Source organism: Herbaspirillum sp. SJZ107 (assembly GCF_006715485.1).
Taxonomy (GTDB): Bacteria; Pseudomonadota; Gammaproteobacteria; order Burkholderiales; family Burkholderiaceae_D; genus Telluria.
On the sequence record NZ_VFNH01000001.1, the window covers coordinates 2,032,495 to 2,055,931 of the forward strand.

Here is a 23,437-nt window from a genome sequence, read left to right on the forward strand (position 1 = left end):
AGCGCTCAACAACATGATTATTACCGGTGTACAAGGTAGCGTTACCAGTTCGGGCATCGCGATGGCGCTACCATCGACAGCGTCAATACGGACACAGCAGCCGTTTCGACTTTACCCGGCATGAGCGCCCAAGCGGCGCCCCGTTCGTACCGACCCACACTATAAAAACGGAGACATCGAACAATGAAAAACACAGCCCCATCCGCACGCCGGCGCCAGCGGCGCACCCTGGTCAGCCTCGGCGTGCTCGCCATGCTGTCCGGCCTGCAGGCCACTGCCCACGCCCAGCAGAGCGCCGCCCAGGCCGACCAGGCACCCGCGGCCAATGAAACGAGCCAGGCCGAGCAGGCCAGGCAGGTGAACGCCGGGCCGCCGAACGATGGCGCACCACCCCAGGCGCAGCCGCAGCGCCTGGCCCAGGCCGGCGGCCAGCCCGACAACGTGGTCAACGTGACCGGCTTCCGCGCCAGCCTGAACAGCGCACTGAACACCAAGAAGAATTCCGACGGCATCGTCGACGTGATCAAGGCCGAGGACATCGCCAAGTTCCCCGATGCAAACCTGGCCGAGTCGCTGCAGCGCGTGCCGGGCGTGGCACTGGCGCGCGGCGACGGCGGCGAGGGTAAACAGATCACGGTGCGCGGCCTGAACGCCGGTTTCACGCGCGTGCGCATCAACGGCATCGAGGGCGTGGCGGCGACCGGGGCGTCCGACATCAACGGCAGCACCAACCGCGGACGCGGCTTCGACTTTTCGGTATTCGCCTCCGAATTGTTCAACAGCCTCGAAGTGCGCAAGACCTCGGAAGCCGCAATCGAGGAAGGCTCGCTCGGCGCCACGGTCGACCTGCGCACCGCGCGCCCGTTCGACTTCAAGGGCCGTACTTTCAGCGTCGGCGGCCAGGAAATGCACAATTCCCTGACCGGCAAGACCCAGCCGCGTGTCACGGCGCTGTTCTCCGACCGCTGGGACACCGCCTACGGCAAGGTCGGCGTGCTGCTGTCCGGCGCCTACTCGAAACGTCGCGCCACCGAGGAAGGCTATGAAGCGGTCGAGATCCTCAGCGCCAGCAACGACGGCGGCTTCTGCTCGCCGGTAGGCGCGGCGCGCCAGAACCCGGCCAGCGATCCGATCAAGGGCATCACCCCGGCCATGTGCGGCAGCGGCATGCCGCGCGCGCTGGATGCGACAGCCTACAACGCCGTGATGGGCCGCACCGACAACTTCGGCGGCACGGTCGCCAACCCGGCCGCCGGCTCGGGCGCCTTCCACCCCCGCATCCCGCGCTACCGCCGCTCGCAGACCGATTACGAGCGCACTGGCATCACCAACAGCTACCAGTGGCGCAATGCGGACAGCGAACTGAATCTCGACCTCATGTACGGCAAGTTCGCCAACAAGCGCTACGACAACTACATCTCGGCGGTCTCGTTCGGGCGCAACCTGGGTTCCAACGGCAAGCCGCAGACCTCGATCCTGGATGCCCATTTCGACGACAACGGCAGCTGGGACTACGGCCGCTTCAACGGCGTCGACGTGCGTTCGGAAGGCCTGCTCGACGTGTACACGACCAAGTTCCGCCAGCACGTGCTGTCCGGCAGCCACCGCTTCAGCGACCGGGTCAAGCTCGACTTCATGACCGGCACCTCCAAATCTGGCCTGAACGAGCCGATGCGCACCACCGTGCAGTTCGACGCTCCGAACGTGAACGGCTTTTCGTGGGACTTCCGCGACAACCGCAACGTGCCGACGCTGAACTTCGGCATCGACGTCAGCAACCCCAACAACTTCCAGTTCAACAACCAGGACGCCGCCGGCAACGTGCGCGGCATGTTCGTCGGCCGCTACCTGGACACCACCAACAAGCTGCAGACCCACGCCGCCAACCTGCACTGGGAACTGAACGATCACCTGACCACCCACTTCGGCATCTCCAAGCGCAAGAACACCTGGACCAACTACGAGATCGGCAACAGCGCCAACGGCCTGCCGCTGCCGGCCGGCGTGAGCATGGCCGACATCTCGCGCCAGATCAGCGGCTTCGGCGCAGGCCTGGGCGGCTCCGGCGTGCCGTCGTCCTGGGCCGCGGTCGACCTCGACAAGTTCCTCGGCGTCTATAACATCGAATGCCACTGCGCGGCGGTGCCGGGCTCGGAATACAACGTGCTGGCCCAGACCAACCGCGGGGTCGAGGAAAAGATCGACGCGCTGTACGGCATGGTCGACTTCAACTACGACCTGTGGAACATCACCTGGCGCGGCAATGTCGGGGTACGCGGCGCCGAGACCAAGGCGACCTCGATGGCCTTGATCAACGTGCAGGGGCAGCTGCAGCCGAACAGCGGCACCAAGAAATACCGCGACTGGCTGCCGGCGCTGAACCTGACCGCCCAGCTGCCGAAGGACGTGTTCCTGCGCTTCTCGGCCGGCAAGACGCTGTCGCGCCCCGAGTACACCGACCTGGCCCCGAACGCCACGGTGTCGCCGATCGCGCAATCGGTCTCGATCGGCAACCCGAACCTGGACCCGATCCGCGCCAATACCTACGACCTGCAGGCCGAATGGTATTACGCCAAGAACGCGATGGTCTCGCTGGGGCACTTCCGCAAGGACATCAAGAGCTTCATCCAGACCGTCAACGAACGCGTGCCCTACAACACGCTCGGCCTACCGAACGAACTCCTGATCCTGAACGGCTGCTCGCTGACCGGCGCGCCGATCTGCCAGACCCTGCCGACCACCGAGGTCAACGTCAGCCGCAAGGTCAACACGGCAGGCGGCCCGCTCAAGGGCTATGAATTCAACCTGCAGGCCCCGTTCAGCTTCCTGCCCGGCATGTGGAGCAACTTCGGCCTGCTGGCGAATGCGACCCGGGTCAAGTCGAAGATCACCTACATCACCCGCGTCGACAATCCGGCCACGCCGGCCAACGAGCAGCTGACCCAGGTGGCGGACTTCACCGGCCTGTCGCCGCGCACGCACAACCTCACCCTCTATTACGAGGATGCGAAGTTCAGCGCACGGGTGTCGTCGGCACACCGCTCCAAGTACATCCTGGCGGTGCTGGGCGACGTGAGCGGCCACGACTACACGATCGTCGACGGTTCGACCAACATCGACATGAGCCTGTCGTACAACCTGACGCCGGCACTGCGCCTGTCGCTGGAAGGCCAGAACCTGACCGACACGCCGCTGCGCTACGGACGCGACACGCAGCGCAACGACACCCTGCTGTACGTCCATTCGGGGCGTTCGTACGTGGTCGGCCTGAACTACAAGTACTAGTCAGCTGCGTGCCAGGAATGCCGCGATCCGGTCGACGTCGACCGGTTTGACGAAGTACTCGTCGAAGCCGGCCTCCCTGGCGGCGGCGCGGTCCTGTTCCTGGCCATAGCCGGTCACCGCGGCCAGGACTGTGCGCGCCGTTTCGGGCTGGCTGCGCAGCCGCCGCGCCATCTCGTTGCCGTTCATGTCCGGCAAGCCGATGTCGATCAGGCAGACATCGGGCCGCTCGGTCCGTGCCCGTACCAGCGCCCGCGCCGACGAGGCCTCGACGACGACGTCATGGCCGAGGAGCCGGCACAGCGCCGCCAGCACCTCGGCGGCATCGACATTGTCGTCGACCACCATGATTCGCAAGCGCCTGCCGGGAGAACCCAGCGATGACGCCGGCGGCAGCTCGGCCAGCGGGCCGTCCTGGCCGATGGAGCGCGGCAAGGTGAGGACGAAGCGGCTACCCTGCCCCAGCCCGGCACTGTGCAGCGCGATCGTCCCGCCATGCAGCTCGACCAGGCGCTTGACCAGCGCCAGCCCGATGCCCAGGCCACCCTGGGAACGGTCGGATGCACGCTCGGCCTGGACAAACAGCGCGAATGCATGGGCCAGCACGTCCTGGGTCATGCCGATGCCGTTGTCGCTGACCGTGATCACGACGTCGCGCTCGGACGCCTGCAGCTCGACGCCGATCACGCCGCCTTCCGGCGTGTACTTGGCCGCATTGGCCAGGCCGTTGGCGAGGCACTGCACCAGCCGCTTCAGGTCGCCGTTGACAGGCGCCGGCTGCGGCATCACCCCGACCGTAAGACGATGGGCACGCGCCTCGATCAGCGGCTTGACCTGCTCGACAGCGGCGGCGACGACCGTCCTGGCATCGATCTCGTGCAGGTCGAGCGTCACCAGGCCGCGGGTCACGCGCGACACGTCGAGCAGGTCGTCGATCAGGCCCACCATGTGCTTGACCTGGCGCGAGATGATGGCGCTGGTGAGTCCGACCCGTTCCGCGTCCAGGCGGCCCAGGCGCAGCAGCTCCGCCGCCGAGCTGATCGGTGCCAGCGGATTGCGCAATTCGTGCGCCAGCATCGCCAGGAATTCGTCCTTGCGCCTGTCGTTTTCGCGCAGCGCGAACGCCGCCCGCGCCCGCGTCACGGCTTCCCAGGTGCGCGCAGCCGTCTGACGCATCAGCTCGACATCGGCATCGGTCCATGCGCGCGGTTTGTCGTGGTGGGCGAACATGAAGGCGACCGTCTTGCCGCCGACCTGGATCGGCGCCGCGATCGATGCGCGCGCACCGATCTCGGCGTGGGCCTGGGCCGCTTCCCCAGCCGTCCTGGGATCGGTGACGAGGTCGGTGACCCGCATGACCCGTCCCGCGCGCAGATCCGCGGCCAGGTCGAGACCGTAGTCGTCCAGCCGCTCCCGGCGCGCCGGCAGGTCGGGCACGCGGCTGACGTCATTGTAATTGTGGCCGACGACGCCGTATTCGACCGCCTCGTCCATGCTCACGTAGCCGACGCGCGGCACATCGAGGATGCGCGCCAGCTCTTCGGTGGCGACGCGCATCATCGCTGCCGGATCGTCGGCGACGCCCCGCAAGCGGTCGCCGAGCTCGAGCAGCATGGTCTTGTAGGCCTCTGCCTGCTGGGTTGCAAGGATCGTCTCCTTGCGCGCGGTGATGTCGTCGAAGAAGACCGCCAGGCCGTCGTCGAGCGCGGGGTAGACCCGGATCTCTATCCAGGCGGACGCGCCGCCGTCGAGGATCCGATGGAATTCGATGGCTTCCATCCGACCGCCCGCGCGCACGCGGCGGTACAGCGCCTCGACCTCGGTGCCGATCAGGTCCGGAAAGACGTCCCAGAAGCGGCGTCCGCGCAAGTCCGGCAGCGGGGCGCCGGCGATCCGTGCGGCGGCGCCGTTCACATACACCAGCGCCTCGTCGGCGTCGACCAAGACGAAGCCTTCGGTCATGGTGTCGAAAATGTGCTGGCTGCGGTCGCGCTCCTTGCGCAATGCCGCCTGTGCCAGCGCGTTTTCGACGGCCGACCAGGTACGCTCGGCCACGTCGCGCACGACCAGCATGTCGTCTGCGGTCCAGTGGCGCATGGCCGGCGTGGCGACATTCAGGTTGGCGACCCAGCGCCCGTCCTTGAACAGCGGCGCGACCAGGAGGGCGCCGATCCGCAGCAGCGCATAGTCCTGCGCGTAAGCGGCGGTCCTGGGATCGGCCTGGAGATCGTCGACGATGAAATCATGTCCCGCGCGCATGGTCGTGACGAATTCGGGGCCGAAATCGGCGATCCGCCCGGACGCCGGGATCGGCGGCATATCGGGCTGGAACCAGCCGCCACGGGTATGGAAAGTCGCGCCGTCGGCGCCGATCTCCGTGTACCAGCAGTGCGACGCATCCAGGTAAGCGGCCAGCAGCATGGTCGCCGTCCTCACGATGTCCTCGGGCGAGCGCAGCGATTTCAACTCGTCCGACAGCTTCAGCTGGAACGCGCGCCACTGTTCGTTGAGGCTTGCCGTCGCCCCCGGCAGCGCGGCGCCGGGGTTGTCGGGATCGTGGAGTGGCTGATGCATCGGGTATCGTGGCAGTATGACAGATGCCGCTACGATACCATCTTGGCGCCGCCTTTACTCCGCCTTTACTTCTTCTTCATATAGCCATGCATGTCGAGCCAGCGCGCGAAGGCGTCGAACCAGCCGGTACTGGTGGTCGTCTTCGGGTACATGCCGAAGCCGTGGCCGCCCTGCTCGTAGAGGTGGAATTCCACCGGGCGCTTGGCAGTGCGCCAGCTGTCGATCAGGCCGAAGCCGCCGTTGCCGAACAGCGGATCGTCGGCCGCCAGCGCGACGAACAGCGGCGGCGCGCCGGCCGGCACCTGCACCGCCGCCAGCGGACCGTAGACGTTGCCGATGAAGGCCGGCTTGGCATCCTGGCCGTGCAGGGCCGTCGCCATGGTCAGCATCGCGCCTGCCGAGAAGCCGACCATGCCGATGCGGTCGGGATCGACGTGCCACGCCGCCGCGCGCGAGCGCACCAGCGCGAAGGCGGCGCGCGCGTCCGCGATCTGCGGCGCCAGCGCCTTGGCCGGGTCCTGCTGCTGGGCCGCCCTGGCCGCCGCACCGTCGCGGGCGCCTTCGGTGAACATCCGCGCCATCGATTGCGAGAACGCGCCCATGTCGGCCGGGGTCTGGTTCAGGCGGTACTTCAGCACGAAGGCGGCGACGCCGCGGTCGGCCAGCGCGCGCGCCACGTCCCAGCCCTCGTTGTTCATCGACAGCGTGCGGAAGCCGCCGCCGGGGGCGACGATCACCGCCGCCCCGCTGGCCTTGGCCGGATCGGGCAGGAACGGGGTCAGCGTCGCCACCGTCACGTTGCGGGCGAACACGCTGCCGTACTGGCGGTGCCAGCTCTCGGCCACGGTGGCGCCGGGCAGCGCGCCGGTGTTCAGGACGATCGCGTCCGGCTGCGGCGGGATTGCGATCGGGGTCATGGCGTCGTCCTGCGCCAGCGCCGGCATGGCGAAGCTTGCCGCCAGCGTGACGGCGCCGGCGAGGGTCCTGGACAGCATTCGAATCGTGGTGTGCATGGTTGTCTCCTTTTATAAGTGATTATTGCGGCAGGACCGCGCTGCGGCGCAGGGTCAGCGGCGCTTCCCGGCCCGCCACGCCGGCAGCAGGCTGGCCGGAACCGACACTGACCTTGTACTGCCCCGGCGTCAGCTGGCGGATGCCGTCGCGCGTGACGAAGCTCAGGTCGCGCGGCGACAGGCGGAAGCTGATGCGGCGCCGTTCGCCGGGCTCGAGCGACAGGCGCTGGAAGCCGCGCAGCGCCAGCCGCGGCGCCCCCTCCATGGCCGGCGGCGTCAGGTACAGCTGGGCGACCTCGTCGCCGGCGCGTCCACCCGTGTTGGTGACCTCGGTCGTGACCACGATGCCGTTTTCCGGCGCGCCGCCGACGTTCTCGATTTTCAGGGGCGCGTAGCCGAAGGTGGTATAGCTCAGGCCGGCGCCGAACGGGTACACCGGCGTGCCGCCATAGTAGCGGTAGGTGCGGCCCTTCATCGTGTAATCGTCGAACGGCGGCAGGTCGCCCAGGCCGCGGTAGAAGGTCAGCGGCAGGCGGCCGCCGGGGTCGGATGCGCCGGTCAGCACCCTGGCCACCGCCAGGCCGCCCGACTGGCCCGGATACCAGGCTTCGAGGATGGCGGCGGCGTTGTCCTTGGCCCAGGTCAGGTCGAGCGCGCTGCCGTTCATCAGCACCACCACCAGCGGCTTGCCCAGCGCCCGGGCGCGGTCGAGCAGGCGGCGCTGGTCGGCCGGCAGCTCGAGCGTGGTCTTGTCGCCGCCCGAGAAGCCTTCGGCCTTCACCGCCATCTCCTCGCCTTCGAGGTCCGAGGTCAGGCCGACCACGGCCACGACCACGTCGGCGTCGGCGACGCCGGCCCGCAGGTCGGCATCGACGTCGGTCGAGACGCGCTTCCAGAACAGGCCAGGCACGCCGGAACCGCCGGTCTCGGCGTGGAAGCGCAGCGGGTAGCGCTGCCCCTTTTCCAGGCGCACGTCGGCCAGCTGCAGCGGCTCGGCCCACTTCGAATAGGCGCTCGCCTCGACCGCCGGCTTGCCGTCCACCGTCAATGCCCCTTGCACGCCGCTGACGCCGATGCGGTACATGCCGCTTTCCGGCGCCACCAGGAAGCCGGTCCACTCGACCTTGTGGCGTTCGGCGACTTCCTTCAGTTCGAGCGCATGCGATTCCAGGCCCGGCTCGACGCGGGTCGCCGCCGGCTTGCTGTCGTAGGCCTGCGCATTGCGGTTGTAGTAGTCGGCCTGCAGCCCCGGCTTGCCGTCCGGGCTCAGGAGCGCCTCGCGCGGGACCGGGTCGCCGTCGGTGACCGAGGGGCCGGCCGGCACCAGGCGCACGCTGGCCGCCGGCAGCACGCGGCGCAGGCCGTCGACGACCGATACCGGCGGCGCCGACTGCGTCGACGAATAATTCCCGCGCAGGACGCGCGTCGCATCGGCCAGCGGGCCGACCACGGCCAGCTTCAGGCCCGGGCGCAGCGGCAGCACGCCGTCGTTCTTCAGCAGCACCAGGCTCTTGGTCGCCGCCTGCAGCGCCAGCTCCTGGTGGGCGGCGCTGCCGATGGCGCTGACCGGGACCGGCGTCCGGCCGGCGCGCTGCGCCAGGCCGGCAAGGTCGCCGTTGCGGTAGCGCGCCGAGAACAGGCGCACCAGCGCCTGATCGATGTCGGCCGTGCCGATCAGGCCGCGTTGCCAGGCTTCGCGGTAGCGCGCCTCCAGGTTGGGCACGTCGCCCAGGGTCTTGGTATTGCACTCGTTGTCGGTGCCGGCTTTCAGCGCGACCGCCACCGCCGCCGCCGGATCGGGGGCGTACTTGTGCTGCTCCGAGATGTCGGTGACGGCATCGCAATCGGACACCACGTAACCCTTGAAACCCCAGGCCCCGCGCAGGTGCTCCTTCATCAGCAGCTCGCTACCGCAGGCCGGCTGGCCGTTGATGCGGTTGTAGGCGCACATGATCGAACCGGCGCCGGCATCGACGATGGCCGCGCGGAAGGCAGGCAGATAGGTGTCCTCGAGGTCGTGCCGCGAGACGAAGACGTCGGCCACGTGGCGCGTCGATTCCGGTCCGCTGTGCACCGCGAAGTGCTTGGGCGTGGCGACCACGTCCGGCAGGTCCGGGTTCGCGCCCTGCATGCCCCCGATGAAGGCGACGCCGAGCGCCGCCGTCAGGTGCGGATCTTCACCGTAGGTTTCCTGGCCGCGGCCCCAGCGCGGATCGCGGAAGATGTTGATGTTGGGCGACCAGGTATCGAGGCCGGTTCCGATGCGGCCCAGGTGGCCGGTCTGCCGCCCCAGCGTATGCAGCGCGCGCACCTCGACGCTGATCGCGCCGGCCACCTGGCGCAGCAGCGGCGCGTCGAAGCTGGCCGCCAGTCCGATCGGCTCCGGGAAGTTGGTGGTCGGGATCGGTCCCATGGCACCGTGCAGCGATTCGGTCCACCAGTTATAGGCGGGAATGCCGAGCCGCGGCACGGCGGGCGCGACGTTCAGCAACTGGCCGATCTTTTCGTCGAAGTTCATTCGCGCCACCAGCGCGCGGGCGCGCGCCTCGGCGTCAGTGCGCGAGTCGGCCGCGTGCGCGGTACTGCAGGCGGCCAGTGCAACGATCAAGGCAGCGTGCCAGGCCGGGCGGCCGGCTTTGTGTCTCCGCATATGCTCTCCCCTTGTGCGGTTGTTGTTATATGTTAGTCCGATGCTTGCGATAACATTCAGCGGATCGGGGAACCGCCGCGCGCAACATCGTGGACTTGCAAGGGAATGTAGTGGAATGCAGTCGAGCGGACTAATTACTTTTTACTGTTGAGCGATATCGAAATCGGTATCGATGCAGGCAGGGCCGGCAGTAGATCGGGTTACGCCGGAAGCCGCGTAACATCTATGTCAGGCGCAATCATTTTACAGCGAGCGATACCGGCCACCGGCTGAGCGCGCCCCGGCGGCAGCCGGCCACCAGGCGCCAAGCGGTGGCCGCCACCCTGTCAGCCGCGCTTCGCCGCCTCGATCGCTGCGATGTCGATCTTGCGCATCCCCATCATCGCCTGGAACGCGCGCTGCGACACGGCCGGATCCGGATCGGCGATCGCCGCGCTCAGCGCGCGCGGCGTGATCTGCCACGACAGGCCCCACTTGTCCTTGCACCAGCCGCATTCGCTTTCCTGTCCGCCGTTGCCGACGATCGCATTCCACAGGCGGTCGGTCTCGGCCTGGTCCTCGGTGGCTACCTGGAAGGAAAAGGCTTCGCTGTGCCGGAAGGCCGGACCACCGTTCAGGCCGAGGCAGGGAATGCCGATCACAGTGAATTGCACCGTCAGTACGTCGCCCGCCTTCCCGGCGGGATAATCGGTGGGCGCGCGGAACACGGCGCCGACTGCGCTGTCGGGAAAGGTGGCGGCGTAGAATTGCGCCGCGTCCAGTGCAGTGCCATCGAACCACAGGCAAATCGTGTTCTTGCTGACCATGCTGTCCTCCATCGACGCGTGTTTAGCGTCACAAGTGACGTCAGTACGAGCTTCGCATTTCCTTTATTGCACGTTCGAGTTCGGCTTCATCCTTATTGGCAACTGCTTTCACGCCAAGCGTTTTCTTGACGTTTTCGATGCTCTCGTTTAAGTCGGTGGGACTGGGCGATAATTTTACGATAGCGCCGGCAGTGTCGTATCCCACGATATCGGCTGTATGCGCCTTCAGCAGAATACTGCGTGTGCCCACGGCATAGTCGCCGATGTCCGGTCCCAGAGAGAAGGCCTCGCGACCGGCGGGTGGCCCATCGACATGGCCGCTCCCTCTGCTGCCAAAAAGACCGGAACCTGCCACACTCCCGATACCTCCGAGGGCGCTGCCGGCGCTGCGGCCGCTCCAGCTATCGGCGCTCGGTCGCCCGATTCCCATTCGCTGGCCGCCCGTGAGGGCGCCGCCCATTCGTTCCACTGCCAAGCGCTCGCTTGCCAGTCGGCTCAGCTCCCCAAGCTCCTGGATTGCCGCCCGATTCTTGACATGCATTGCGAGCTGTTCCAGCGCGGTCGATGCGACGGAGAATGGCTTGAGCTGCACCGCGCCGTTGACGACCGTCGTTGCGGCCTGGTATACCGCCGGTGAACTGGCTTCGAGTTCCGCCAGCTGTGCTTTCACTGTTTTATACACCACCACGACCGGCTGCGGCGTCGCGATCCTGCAGTCGGCGACTTTCACTTCACGTGCAGCAGGCACCTTCATCCCGGCGACGACGATCGCGATCTCGCGCCTCGGCGGCATCAACAACAAGGTGGCATTCCTGTTGGCCGGCGCACAGGTCAGCATGCAGGTCAGCTCGCCCTTGGCATCCGACGCGTCCGGACAGACCGCGCTGGCGTAGGGCTTATCGTTACGGAAGATCGTGAATCCCGAGACCCGGGCCAATGGTACAGGCGTGCCGAGGTCCAGTTGTTGCACCATCACCCGGATCGGTACCGGGGCTTCTTCCGCCCTTGACATCCCGGCCGCGCACATCACCGCGACCGCAAGCGCACATTTTTCTGCTGTTTTCACGACCCGCTCCCTCCCTGCGTTTTAGCCCAGCGTAGCAACAGACCACCCGCCACGAAGACGAAAATGAACAACGATGCTTTTTTCAGCGGCGTTGCCCATACCCAGAAATTGAACCATCGACGCGGCTCGATGCGGCACACTTGACCCTCGAATCCCTGCTCATACAAAGCATAGACCTTCAGGTTGTAGGGTGTCGGTGTGAAACCGGCCATATGTGCTTGGCCATCCTGCTTCTGCAGGGAAGCCGTCCTGGTGGCCATGGGTCGCGCAGCGAAACTCACCAGAAAACGGTATGTGAATTCCGTACGTACGTCTTTTAAAAGGATCGGCACGTGTCGCCGGGCATCGAATTCCCCCAGTCCCGGGCACAGGGCGCCTGCACAATCCTGGCCCGCCATCGGGTGATAAGTGAGGTCGTCAGGTTCCTTGATCTGGTCGCCGCGGTACGGGCTTTCGAAGCTGATGGTCTCGATCAACGCCTCGCGTCCCTCGAACATCAGCGGAAGCTGGTTGGGCATGGTGCCGGCAATGCGTCCACTGACGAAGACCTTGCCGTCCGGCGCCATCGACTTGTCCAGCACCAGCACACACCCACTGGTGAATTGGTCGAAAATGCCCTTGATTTGCGTGCTTGAAAATGACACGAAGAGCGGAATCACAGCGAGCACGACGAGGCCGGCACTGGCACCGGAAATCGCGATCAGGCGTGGCTGGAATGCATCCAGCATACGGCGCATCCACGAATTGCGGACGTGGCGCGGCGACTCGGGTTGGGCATCCAGACTCTCCATCGCAGTCCTTGGCTTGAGTGAGGAAACACTAGATTACAGCCAAAAGGAAGCGTTATAAATATATTTTTAATAACAATCCACAGATGTTGTTGTCCTGTACAGCCTGGCGGAACGTATTCGGTTGGTCAATCTGCATCCGCCACCGGCACCCCGAACTCCGGCGTCCCATCCGCCCGCCAGTGAATGACCTGCGCCCGCGTATTGCGGTTCGGGTCGCGCAGCGGGTCACCCACGATGTCGCGGTAATTGCGCGCATGGTAGACCAGCACGTCGGTCTTGCCGTCCGGCGTGGTGGTAAAGCTGTTGTGGCCCGGCCCCCACTGGCGGTTGGCGTCGCTGGAGGTGAACACCGGCTGCGGCGACTTGGTCCAGGATGCCGCGTCGAGCAGGTCGGCATCGTCGCGCGCGCTCAGCATCCCCATCGCATAATTGGCGTCGGTGGCGCTGGCCGAATAGGTCAGGAATACGCGCCCGTTCTTCACCAGCACCGCCGGCGCTTCGTTGACGTCGTACTTCACCTTCTCCCAGGCGTATTCCGGGCGCGTCAGCAGCGTGGCCGGCCCCGCGATCGACAAGGGCGTGTCCATCTTCGCGATGTAGATGTTGGTGCCCTTGCTCCCATCCGGCGCACGCTGGGTCCAGACCAGGTAGCGCCGGCCGCGGTGGGCGAAGGTGGTGGCGTCGAGCGAGAACGATTCCCACCCGGTCTTGAGCTGGCCGCGCTCGACCCACTCGCCCTCCAACGGATCGGCCGAGGCGTTTTCCAGCACGTACAGGCGGATCTCCCAAATCTTGTCGGCCGGGGCGGCCGTGAAGTAGATATACCATTTGCCGTCGATGCGGTGCATTTCCGGTGCCCAGATGTGGGCGCCCATCTCGCCGCGCGCGTGCTTGCGCCAGACCACGCTGGCCGCGGCCTTGCCGAGATCGTCGAGCGTGCGGGCGCGGCGGATCTCGATGCGGTCGTACTCCGGCACCGTCGCCGTATAGTAATACCAGCCGTCGGGCTGCAGCGTGACCTGGGGGTCGGCGCGCTGCAGTACCAGCGGGTTGTGGAAGACCGGGTCGGCGGCCAGTGCGGATGCACCGGCCGCCAGCGCTGCGATCAGACAAAATTTACGTAGCATCCGGCTCCCGTCCGCTCAGTTCTTGATCGACAAGCTCAGGAAGTAGCGCCGCCCCGACCATGCCAGCTCGTTCACGCGGAACAGGTCGCCGGCATCGGTGGTCTGGGCCTGGTCGGTCAGGTTCTTCCCTTCCAGCGACAGGGTAACGTGGTCGTTGAAGCGGTACTGGATCTTGGCGTCGAGGAAGCCGGTCTTTTCCTGGAAGTTCGGATTGCCCGACACGTCGTTCCCGCCGGTGAAGAAGCGGTCGCGGAAGTTGTAGGCGACGCGCGCGTTCCACGGACCGCGGTCGTACCACAGCGACACGTTGTAGCTGTTCTTCGACATGCCGGGGTAAGGCAGTACGCTGCCGTCCAGGACGTTCAGGCGCTCCTTGCCGGCCGCATACTTGTAGCTCATGCGGGTGTAGTTGACGTCGCCGCCGAAGCCGCCCAGCCAGCCGGGCAGCCAGGTGAACGCCGTGCGCGCGGCCAGTTCGACGCCGCGGGTAGTGGCGCCCTGGCCGTTGACCGCCGTGGTCACGTCGTACGCGTTGCCGTCACCCAGGATCGCCACGTTCGGGACAACCACCTTTTCCAGCACATAGCTCGAGATGTCCTTTTCGAAGAAGGCCACCGAATACTGGGTGTCCTTGCCCGGATACCATTCCAGGCTCAGGTCAGTATTGGTCGAGCGGTAGGGTTTCAGGTCCGGATTGCCGGCCGTGCAGGTATCGTTGCCGCCCAGGCCTCCGAAGGCCGGGTTGCCGCTGCCCTGGGTGCAAACGATGTTCGGCGCCAGCAGGTCGATGCGCGGCCGCGCCATTGCCTTGGCCCAGCCCAGGCGCGCCACCGTGCGGTCGTTGAACCAGAACGCGCCGTTGAAGCTCGGCAGGATGTCGTTGTAGGTGTTCTCGCGGCTGACGATGCTGTTGCCGGTCACGACATCGTTGTAGGCGGTGCTGGTGCCGGTCGGGACACGCACCTTGCTCTGGCTCAGGCCAGTGGCGCGGGTACGGGTGCGGGTGTAGCGCACGCCGACGTTGCCGTCGATGTCGTAGCCCCACAGCTGGGTGCCGTAGTCGAGGCGCAGGTAGGTGGCGCCGATGCGCTCGTCGGCCTGGAAAGCCGGGATCTGCGGATAGGTGTTGCCGTCGCTGCCGGGCGCCGAGTACAGGTACTGGTGGGTGAACTTCGAGGTGTCGAAGTAAGGCGCGGCGGCGGCGTACACCGGCGACGGCCAGCCCGACGGCATGTTCTGCACGTCGTTGTAACCCTTGAAGAAGGTGCCGGGCGAGCGCCCCATCACCGCACTGACCAGGCTCGCCATCTGGGCCGCATTCACGTAACGCGTCGCATAGCTGTTGTTGATGAAGTTCTGGTTGTCGTTCGGGCGCTGGGCGCTGCCGGTGTACAGCGGATCGTAGATCGCGGTCTGGTTGACGTTCGCGCTCAGGACGTTGATGTCGTCTGCCGTAGAACCTTCATTGGCGCCGCCATTCGCCACGTAGCCGCCGCCGTTGTACTGCTTGGCCGTCGACTTGCGGCCCTGCACGCCGAACCAGACCTTGCTGAAGAACGGCGTGGTCAGCCGGTACTTGAAGTCCAGCTTGGCCTGGTCTTCGGTGTTCTTGGTCTCGGTCGGGCGGTACTGCAGCTGTGCCTGCACGTAGGAACCGGGATTGTCCGGGCTGTAGCCGGCCGGGAAATCGAAGTGCGGCAGGCCCTGCGCATCCAATGTCACCTTCAGGCCGGGCGCGTTCTGGGTCAGCACCACACTGTTGGTGTCGTTGCCGTAGTCCGACTTCGAGGTGTTGATCAGGCCCTCGACTTCGAGGCGGCCGCGCTTGAAATTGAAACCGCTCGACAGGTAGCGCGAATCGACGTCGAGCTGGAAGTCGCGCGCCGAGGTGCTGAAGGCGCCCTGCCCGCCCTGCCCGGCCACGTTCAGGCACTGGCCGACGGTGTAGGAGGTCACGTAATGCTTGTCGACCCCCATGCTGTCCGGGGTGCCGGTCGGCGTGACGCAGGTACCGGCGGTGGCCACCGTGCCGTCGGCCCTGTAGACCGGCGCGTTGCCCGGATTGGCCAGGCGGTTGGCGGCGCCGAAGTCGGTGCCGAAGTTGCGGTCGTTGAGGCGTTCGCGCTGGCGGTTGGCCTGGTAGCTGGCAAAGGCCGTCAACTCCTTGCTGAACTGGTATTGCGCGGTCAATTCGGCCGACGAGCGCTTGTGGTCGCGCGTCCAGATGCCGTAGCGCGCGATGCCGGGCGAGTAGTCGTTCCACTGGTTGGTGCAGGCGGTCTTCTGCGCGGGCGTCAAGGGGCTGGTGGCGCAGGCGGCCTTGTTCGCGACCGCGGCCACCGCCGGGTCGGTGCTGGTGACGGTCTTCTCGGGCGAGTTGTCCCAGTCCTGCAGGAAGCGCCACGAGGTGTTGCGCGCGTAGTCGTTACGGGTCAGGACGTTATCGTAGACGAAGTTCCCCAGCAAACCTAGTTTCCCGTCCATGAACTTGTCGGCCAGGTACAGGTTCGCGCGCGGCTGCACGCCGCCGCGCGACGAGGCCTGGTCGCCCGACAGCGTGCCGCCGATGGTCGGCTTCTTGAAGTCGAGCGGCTTGCGCGTGGTGATGCGCACGGTGCCGCCGACGCCGCCTTCGGTCAGGTCGGCGGTCAAGCCCTTGTACACGTCGATCGAGCCGATCAGTTCCGAAGCCAGCTCGCGCAGCTCGGCGCCGCGCCCGGCGGTGCCGTTGGTGCTCAGCACGGACTGGCCGTTGATCTCGATGCGGTTCAGGTCCGGCTCGACGCCGCGGATCGACACCTGCGAGCCTTCGCCGAAATCGCGCGACAGCTGCACGCCGGTGACGCGCGACAGCGCCTCGCCGACGTTCTTGTCGGGGAACTGGCCGATGTCCTCGGCCACGATCGAATCGACCACGGTGGCGGCGCGCAGCTTGCGGTCGATCGCCGAGGCGACCGACTGGCGCGTACCGGCGATGGTCACCACGCTGGTCACCGGCGGGTCGCGGCCGGGCCGGCGCCGCCGGCCGGCGTGGCGCCATCCTGCGCCAGTGCGCCCTGCGCGATCAGTGCCAGTGCCGCGGCGACGGCGCCGGCACAGCGCTTGGGATGGAAGGTGGGGTCGGGTTGATTCCGCATTGTCGTCTCCATGCTCGGCCTCGAGGGCCTGTTGTCATCACAGCGTTGTCCCGGACCATTCTATGTGAGCGTTTTCGCGTCCTGACCGCTGCGGCGGAAAGAATCAGCGCCATGATCGAAGCGCAAAAAAAAACCGGCCATGGGGTGGCCGGCGCAATGAGACACAAAGTGAGACGCTTCGAAAATCATTCTAGGCGCTTGCGCGGCGTTGCCAAGGCCCGTGGGCCAAACAATCACCGCGCTGAGCGTATTCGCCCTTACCCGCCGAAGCGGAAGTTGGCGCCGGCCATGATGCGGCGGCCGGCATAGCTGTAGTCGAGGATGCTCGGGGCGCCGCTCTCGAAAGGCACGTAGGAGCCCTGGCTGTTGCTGGTCGTCGCGTTGTTCAGGTTGCGGCCTTCGACGAATACCTCGACGTTCGGCGTCACCTTGTACGACACCTTGGCATCGACGTAGCGGGTCGCGTCGCGGAAGTTCGGCGAGCCCGGGTTGTAGGCCGGCGGACGGGCATTGCCGCTGGCGTTCGGGTAGTTGTTCACTGCCGTGCCGGTCGCGCCTGCGAGGTTGTTGAAGAAGCTGTCCACGCCCTGCACCGCGATGCGCGCCTGGAGGCGGCCGTCGTCGTACCAGAGCGCCCAGTTGTACTGGAACTTCGACTCGCGCAGCGGCGGCAGCGGCGTGCCCGACAACAGATCGACGATGTTCTGGGTCGAGCTGACCGAGGCCAGCTTGGTGTAGTTGGCGTCGAGGCCGAAGTAGCGCAGGAAGCCCGGCAGGAAGGTGAACGCCGTCTTGCTGTTGAATTCCCAGCCCTTGCGGGTGGTCGGCACCCCGTTCAGGTAGGTCGCGAATTCGAACGGCAGGTTGCTCAGCGAGACCCCGCTGACCGGATCGACCAGGTTCAGGCCGAGGGTGGCGTTGGTCGAGTTCTGGGCGATCGCCGGCCCGACCTTGCCTTCCTGGTTGAAGTAGGCCAGCGAGAACATCGTGTCCTTGTTCGGGTAGTACTCGGCGCTCCAGTTCTGGTTCAGGTTGCGCTGCGCCTGCAGCGCCGGGTTGCCGATGGTGCTGGTGCAGCGCTGCTCGTCGTCGCCGCCGATGCGCGCGTCGAAGATGCAGGTGCCCTGCGGGATCAGGTAGGCAACCGGCGGGCGCGCCACCGTCTTGGCGCGGTTGTACCGCAGGACCAGCTTGTCCGGCACCACCCACATCGCCAGATTCAGGATCGGCAGGAAGTCGTGCGTGGTGGAGTCGACCGTGGTGTTGGTCGTGACGCTGACGTCGCTGATGCCGGCCGGGGCGTTCGGGTTCGCCGGGTCGAACACGCCCGCGATCGGACGGATCGAGCGGAAGGTCATCGCGCCGATGCCATGGATCTTGGTGCGGATGTAGCGCCAGCCCATGTTGCCTTCGAGTTCCAGTCCGAACGGCAGCGCGCGGCTGGTGAACGGGATGCGGTCGAAGCTGAAGTCGCCCATGAAGTAGGCCGCCTGGGTGCGCTCGGAAATGCGCGACACCGGCTGGTCGTAGGTCTTGCCGTCGCTGCCCTTGCAGGTGACCAGGCAATTCGTGTTGATGTTCGGGATGCCGCTGGCGGCGAACACCTTGTCGACGTCGATGTTTGGCCAGTTGGTGACGGCGCTGCCGAAGCTGCCGTTGGCGCCGTTGAAGAACTTGGTGCCGGTGATGTTGCCGGACAGGCCCTGGGCGATCAGGTCCTGGTAGGCGGCCGGGGTCAGCACGACCTGGCTCGAATTGGCGCTGGCGTAGGTGTTACTCGGCACGATGCCGTACTGGCATTTGTTGCCGCCCCTGCCCAGCGAACCTGGCGTGTCCTGGCAGCCGACGAAACTGCCGCGGATGTACGCTGCCGGCAACACGACTTGCGGATTGTTGCTCACGGTGTAGCCGCCGCCGGTGTAGGCGTTGTAGCGGGTGTCGCGCAGGTTGAAGCCGGCTTTCAGGCGGCTGATGAATGGAATCGTGTCCGGCGTCTGGTAGGTCAGGTCCAGCTTGGCGGTGCGCTCTTCGCTGTCCTGCTTCCTGGGCGTGTAGGTCAGCTGCGGCGCGGTGGTCAGCAGCGGTTGCTGGGCCTGGGTGTAGGCCGGCACGCTGTTGATGCTGTTGCCGCCGCCGGTCACGGCGGCCGCGGCCGCCGGCTGCACCAGCTTGACGTAGTTGGCGGGGTTGGTCAGGTCGAAGTTCGATCCGCTCGGGAAGCTGTAGGCCCACAGGCCGTTCGGCTGGGCGGTCAGCGTTGCGGTGCCGTAGGACGAGGTGAAGCTGGTGCGCTTGTCCTCGCGTTCGAAGTCCGACTTGGCGTCGCCGACGAAGAACTCGGCCAGCAGAGGACCGCGGCGGAAGGTGCCGCCGGTCTGGAAGTACTTGGTGATGGTCTGGGCACGGGTATGCAGCTGGTCGACCGTGGCCGCGCCGTCGCTGATGTCGAACTTGGTCACGTGGTGGTTGGCGTCGACCGTGACCGATTGCGGATTCACGTTGGCGACGGCGCCGGTCACGGCCGGGTTGTTGGCCAGGTAGCTGACGTTGTTCGGATACAGGTAGTAGCCCTGGCCGGCCGGCGTGTTGGCCACTGCGCGGCGGCCGTTGGTGTCGACGAAGGTGGTGGCCGGGTTGACGTTCATGCCGCCCAGGCTGAGGAAGGACGTGTTGTTGTCCAGCTCGTACTTCGAATAGCTGCCCTTGGCGTACAAGGTCAGGTCGTTGTTGACCTTGAAGTCGGCGCGCAGGTCGAGATTCTGGCGGTGGTCGACCTGGCGCTGGATCTTGTTGCGGATCAGCGAAGGCGTGTAGTCGTTCCACTGGTTCAGGCAGGTGCTCAGCTCGTTCGAGCGCGCGTTCACCGCCGTATTCCGGTTGGTGCTGCTCAGGTTCCTGAGCGCCGCATCGCTGGTGGTGATCTGCGGGAAGGCCGCGTAGCAGTCGGCCTTGGTCTGGGCCGCGGCCGACTTGGTCAGGATCTCCAGCGGCGACGCGGTGCGGTAGTTCCCGGTGCCGCTGGTGTACGGCAGGATGCCGCTCGAATTGACGCCCGTGCCGACCGGGTTGCTCGAGGCCGGGTCCGCCATGTTGAGCGTGCTGGGATTGAAGGTGAAGGTCTTTTCCGGCGAATTGTCGAAGTCGAGCAGGCGCGCATAGCCGGTGTTGGCGCTGGTGGCCACCTGCATCTGGTGCTGCTCCTGGGCCAGCGTCGACTTCGAGCCGTTCACGATCACGCCGAGGCGGTCGTTCATGAACTTGCGCGACAGGATGACGTTGGTGTCCGGCTCCCACTTCTTGTTCAGGTTATTGGTGGTGCCTGCCACCCGCACCGATACGAAGGGCTCCTTGAAATCGAGACCGGTGCGGGTCTTGACGATGATGCCGCCGCCGAGCGAGCCTTCGGTCATGTCGGCGGTCGAGCCCTTGACCACGTCCACGCTCTTGATCAGGTCGGCGGACAGCTGGCGGAACTCGGTGCCGCGGCCGCCGTCGCCGTTCATATTGGTGCCGCCGGCCGACTGGACCGCTTGTCCGTCGATCTCGACGCGGGTCAGTTCCGGTCCGTTGCCGCGCACCGCAACGCTGACGCCTTCACCGAAGTCGCCGCGGTCGAGCGCCACGCCGGCCATGCGCGAAATCGCCTCGCCGATGTTCCGGTCGGGCAGCGAGCCGACGTCTTCGGCGACGATCGAATCCATCGCGGTGGCAGCGTTCTTCTTGCGGTCGATGGCCGACTGTTGCGAGCGCCGCGTGCTGACCACGACCTTGGCGACTTCGCTGCCCTGGGATACCGACGAGGCCGGCGCCGGGCTGGGATTCGGATTCGGTTGCGGGGCTTCCTGGGCCATGGCCAGGTTGCCTGCCACGAGCGACGCCAGTGCCAGCGAAACCGCATAGCTCAGGCGTGTGGGACGCATTACGTGTGAGTTGGTGCGCATGTCTGTCTCCGTTATCGGCCGCATGGAGCGGCGCTTGTCTTTATCGGTACTGAGGTTTTTTAGTGTATGGCCTCGTCACATGGTCGAAACATGCAAATGGTAAATACTCAACAACGTGAGCGAAACGCGCAGTGGAACCGGCAAAGCTGACTCGTCCTTGCGCGGATGCACGCGACCGGTGAGCGATAGCGAAATGTTGGAAAAGGGGCGCTTCAGCGAACTAATCATTATCGCAGAAGTGGTTGGACCGCTTTTTATCTCGCATTACGAAAAATCGGGGGCGAAACGCGAGTGAAAGTGATGGCCCGGGGGGCTGAAATGGAAACCAGTCGACGAGTACCGGCTGGACCAGTTCGTTGCTTTTTTGCTGCATCGGCAGGGAAGCCGCTGTGCGAAACAATCAAGGATTTGATCGACGCTGCGCATTTCTGTTCGGCTACACTGTGCCGACGCTTCTCGCCGCCGACAATAACAAACAAGGAGATGCAGATGCGAGTCCTGAACATGCATGCGCGCCGCGCCGCCCTGCTGGCAACCGTGGGAACACTGGCCGCGGCGCTGGCGCCGCCAGCCCTCGCGCAAACCGGGCCGGAGCCAGCGCCTGCGTCTGCGTCCGCGAAGCCGGCCGGCACCGTGGTGGTTACCGGCACCAGGGGCAGCACCGAATCCGACCGCGTGATCGCTGCCAAGAGCAAGGTCCTGTCGCGCAACTACGCGTCTTCGTGCGCGTTCATGGCCAGCCCGAATGCCGCCGAAGACGACGTCGCCCTTGCCTACATGCGCGACTTCGGCATGGATGGCGGCATTTCCGACGACGCCGAGCACTTCTCGGTCCTCGCGCCCGACGGCAACGTCAAGGACATGAGGGATCCGAGTTCGCTCAACGGCTTGAACGATCCTGCAAGCGATTCGTCCAGAAACGGCCTAGCGACGCCGTCGATCAAGTGCGGTTCGGCCGACCGCCGCCTCGCCGCCGGCCGCCAGCAGATCCTGCAGAAGGACAAGTCGCTGGCCGAAGGCTTCGTCGCCCTCGATTCGCGCGACTATCCGCGCGCGCTGCAACTCCTGAGCACCGCCTGGAACAAGATCGGCTACGACGAGGCCGGGCTGGCGCTGGCCAAGATGCACCTGTACGGCATGGGCACGCCGAAGGACACCGGCCAGGCGATCGTCTGGCTGCGCAAAGTGGTGGATGGCCGCTTCGACCCGATGCGCGACCGCATGAAGTTCAATCCGAAAGAGCCGCAGCTGATGAGCGAAAAGGTCGAGGCGGCCTTCATGCTGGCGCGCATCTACGAGCGCGGCATCGGCATTCCGAAGAGCCCGGCGCAGGCGCTCACCTGGTACGGCAAGGCCGCCGAGTTCGGCTTCGTGCCGGCGCAGAACGTGCTCGGCCAGGCTTGCGTGAGCGGCTACGGCAGCGCCCCCGATGGCCGCAAGGCGGTCGGCTACCTGCAGGCGGCGGCCGAGCAAGGCTACGTGCCGGCCCAGTACAACCTGGCCAAGGTGTACTACCATGGCGACGCCGGCGTGGCGCGCGACCTGAAGCAGGCCGGCGCCTGGTTCAATGCCGCCGCCAGGGCCGGCTACCCGGCGGCGCTGTTCGCTGCCGGCCGCATGTATGACATGGGCGAAGGCGTGCCGGCCGACCAGAAGCGCGCCATCGTCTATTACAAGGAAGCCGCCGTGAAGGGCGACCGCGACGCCGAATTCGCACTCGCCACCTTTTTCTACGATGGCGAAGTGGTCGCGAAGAACCGCGCCACGGCGCGCAAGCTGTTCGAGGCCGCGGCAAAACAGGGCCAGGTCGACGCCATGTTCAACCTCGGCGCCATGGAACTCAACGGCGAAGGCGGCCCGGCCGACTTGGCCATGGCCTACGTCTGGCTCAACCTTGCCAAACAGGCCGGCCACCCGCAAGCCGATGCCGCGATCAAGGCGGCGGCGCCGAAGCTCAGCCCCCAGGACCGGACACGGGCCGACCAGATCCTGAAGCCGACGGCGAAGTCCTGAACGGCGGTCTACAATGGCAGCCTCACCATTGAATGAGGCTGTGTTGAAGATGAAGCTGCGACAATTTGGCAAGAGTGGACTGGCCGTTCCTGAAATCGGCCTCGGATGCTGGCAACTGGGCGGTGGCTGGCGCGACGACTGGGACGACGCGGTCGCGCGCCAGACCCTCGAGAACGCCTACGCCGCCGGCGTGCGCTTCATCGACACCGCCGACGTCTACGGCGACGGCGCCAGCGAGCGCTCGATCGGTCAATTCATCCGTGAGCGCCGCCCGCAAGGCCTGGTCGTCGCGACCAAGCTGGGCCGCGCCGGCATCTACCCGGACGGCTATACCAGGGAATCGCTGCGCGAGGCCACCCTGCGCTCGATCGAGCGCCTCGGCATGGAAGCCCTCGACCTCACCCAGCTGCACTGTGTGCCGACCGAGGTGCTGCGCCAGGGCCACGTGTTCGACTGGCTGCGCGAACTGCAGCAGGAAGGCCTGATCAAGCGCTGGGGTGCGAGCGTGGAGTCGGTCGAGGAAGGCATGATCTGCCTAGAACAGGACGATCTGGCCTCGCTGCAGGTCATCTTCAACATCTTCCGCCAGAAACCGGCCGAGGAGCTGCTGCCGAGGGCCGCCGCGCAAGGCGTCGGCATCATCGTGCGCCTGCCGCTGGCCAGCGGTCTGCTGGGCGGGAAGATCACGCGTGCCACCACCTTCCGTGCCGACGACCACCGCAACTTCAACCGCGACGGCGCCCACTTCAATGTCGGCGAGACCTTCGCCGGCCTCGAGCTCGAGCGCGGCATCGCCGCCACCGAACAGGTCGCGGCGCTGGTACCGCCGTCGATGACAATGGCGCAGATGGCGCTGCGCTGGATCCTCGACCATCCGGAAGTCTCGGTCGTGATCCCGGGCGCCAGTTCGCCGGCGCAGGTGCAGGGCAACGTCGAAGCGTCGAACGTCGCCCCGCTGCCGGCCGCGCTGCATGCGGCTCTGGCGCAGGTGTACCGCGACAACGTGCGCGAGTTCATCCGCGGGCCTTACTGACGCC

13 protein-coding genes are annotated in these 23,437 nt (G+C 66.2%); 3 read left to right on the forward strand and 10 right to left on the reverse strand.

The genetic code is table 11. The features are described 5' to 3' along the window. Positions 1 to 183 precede the first annotated feature (183 nt). Positions 184 to 3,285, forward strand: a complete 3,102-nt coding sequence (locus FBX97_RS08980; protein ID WP_141830466.1) for a TonB-dependent receptor — start codon at positions 184 to 186, stop codon at positions 3,283 to 3,285. Here FBX97_RS08980 and FBX97_RS08985 read toward each other — a convergent pair whose 3' ends face one another. The 10 genes from FBX97_RS08985 to FBX97_RS09025 all read right to left on the reverse strand — a co-directional run bounded on the left by FBX97_RS08985 (position 3,286) and on the right by FBX97_RS09025 (position 20,387). Next, positions 3,286 to 5,856, reverse strand: coding sequence for an ATP-binding protein (locus FBX97_RS08985; RefSeq protein ID WP_141830468.1), 2,571 nt, complete (start codon positions 5,854 to 5,856; stop codon positions 3,286 to 3,288). 65 nt (positions 5,857 to 5,921) lie between these two features. Next, entirely contained in the window at positions 5,922 to 6,869 is a 948-nt protein-coding gene (locus FBX97_RS08990) for an alpha/beta hydrolase (RefSeq protein ID WP_141830470.1), read from the reverse strand. A 22-nt stretch (positions 6,870 to 6,891) separates the two neighbouring features. Then, complete coding sequence (locus tag FBX97_RS08995; RefSeq protein WP_141830472.1) at positions 6,892 to 9,519, reverse strand: glycoside hydrolase family 3 C-terminal domain-containing protein; 2,628 nt, start codon at positions 9,517 to 9,519, stop codon at positions 6,892 to 6,894. Positions 9,520 to 9,845: 326 nt separating this feature from the next. Continuing rightward, positions 9,846 to 10,325: a VOC family protein gene (locus FBX97_RS09000; protein WP_141830474.1), complete on the reverse strand. Its 480-nt coding sequence runs from the start codon at positions 10,323 to 10,325 to the stop codon at positions 9,846 to 9,848. A gap of 40 nt (positions 10,326 to 10,365) precedes the next feature. Next, the gene (locus tag FBX97_RS09005; protein ID WP_141830475.1) at positions 10,366 to 11,391 is read right to left on the reverse strand and encodes a hypothetical protein; all 1,026 of its coding nucleotides are present in this window, start codon (positions 11,389 to 11,391) and stop codon (positions 10,366 to 10,368) included. Further along, the gene (locus tag FBX97_RS09010; RefSeq protein ID WP_141830477.1) at positions 11,388 to 12,119 is read right to left on the reverse strand and encodes a hypothetical protein; all 732 of its coding nucleotides are present in this window, start codon (positions 12,117 to 12,119) and stop codon (positions 11,388 to 11,390) included. The genes FBX97_RS09005 and FBX97_RS09010 overlap by 4 nt, the downstream gene beginning before the upstream one ends. A 188-nt stretch (positions 12,120 to 12,307) precedes the next feature. After that, positions 12,308 to 13,309 carry a family 43 glycosylhydrolase gene (locus FBX97_RS09015; RefSeq protein WP_141830479.1) on the reverse strand — a complete coding sequence of 334 codons (1,002 nt, stop codon included), beginning with the start codon at positions 13,307 to 13,309 and terminating at the stop codon, positions 12,308 to 12,310. A 15-nt stretch (positions 13,310 to 13,324) separates the two neighbouring features. Then, the gene (locus tag FBX97_RS09020) at positions 13,325 to 16,294 is read right to left on the reverse strand and encodes a TonB-dependent receptor (RefSeq protein ID WP_255517363.1); all 2,970 of its coding nucleotides are present in this window, start codon (positions 16,292 to 16,294) and stop codon (positions 13,325 to 13,327) included. Positions 16,295 to 16,299: 5 nt separating this feature from the next. Further along, positions 16,300 to 16,446, reverse strand: coding sequence for a hypothetical protein (locus FBX97_RS30040; RefSeq protein WP_255517364.1), 147 nt, complete (start codon positions 16,444 to 16,446; stop codon positions 16,300 to 16,302). 257 nt (positions 16,447 to 16,703) lie between these two features. Continuing rightward, complete coding sequence (locus tag FBX97_RS09025) at positions 16,704 to 20,387, reverse strand: TonB-dependent receptor (protein ID WP_255517365.1); 3,684 nt, start codon at positions 20,385 to 20,387, stop codon at positions 16,704 to 16,706. A gap of 489 nt (positions 20,388 to 20,876) precedes the next feature. Here FBX97_RS09025 and FBX97_RS09030 point away from each other — a divergent pair, with 489 nt between their 5' ends. Further along, positions 20,877 to 22,400 (forward strand): tetratricopeptide repeat protein, encoded by a 1,524-nt coding sequence (locus tag FBX97_RS09030; protein ID WP_185748518.1) that lies wholly within the window; start codon positions 20,877 to 20,879, stop codon positions 22,398 to 22,400. A gap of 49 nt (positions 22,401 to 22,449) precedes the next feature. Further along, a complete protein-coding gene (locus tag FBX97_RS09035; protein WP_141830482.1) occupies positions 22,450 to 23,433 on the forward strand; it encodes an aldo/keto reductase in 984 nt (327 codons plus the stop codon). The last annotated feature ends 4 nt before the right edge of the window (positions 23,434 to 23,437 follow it).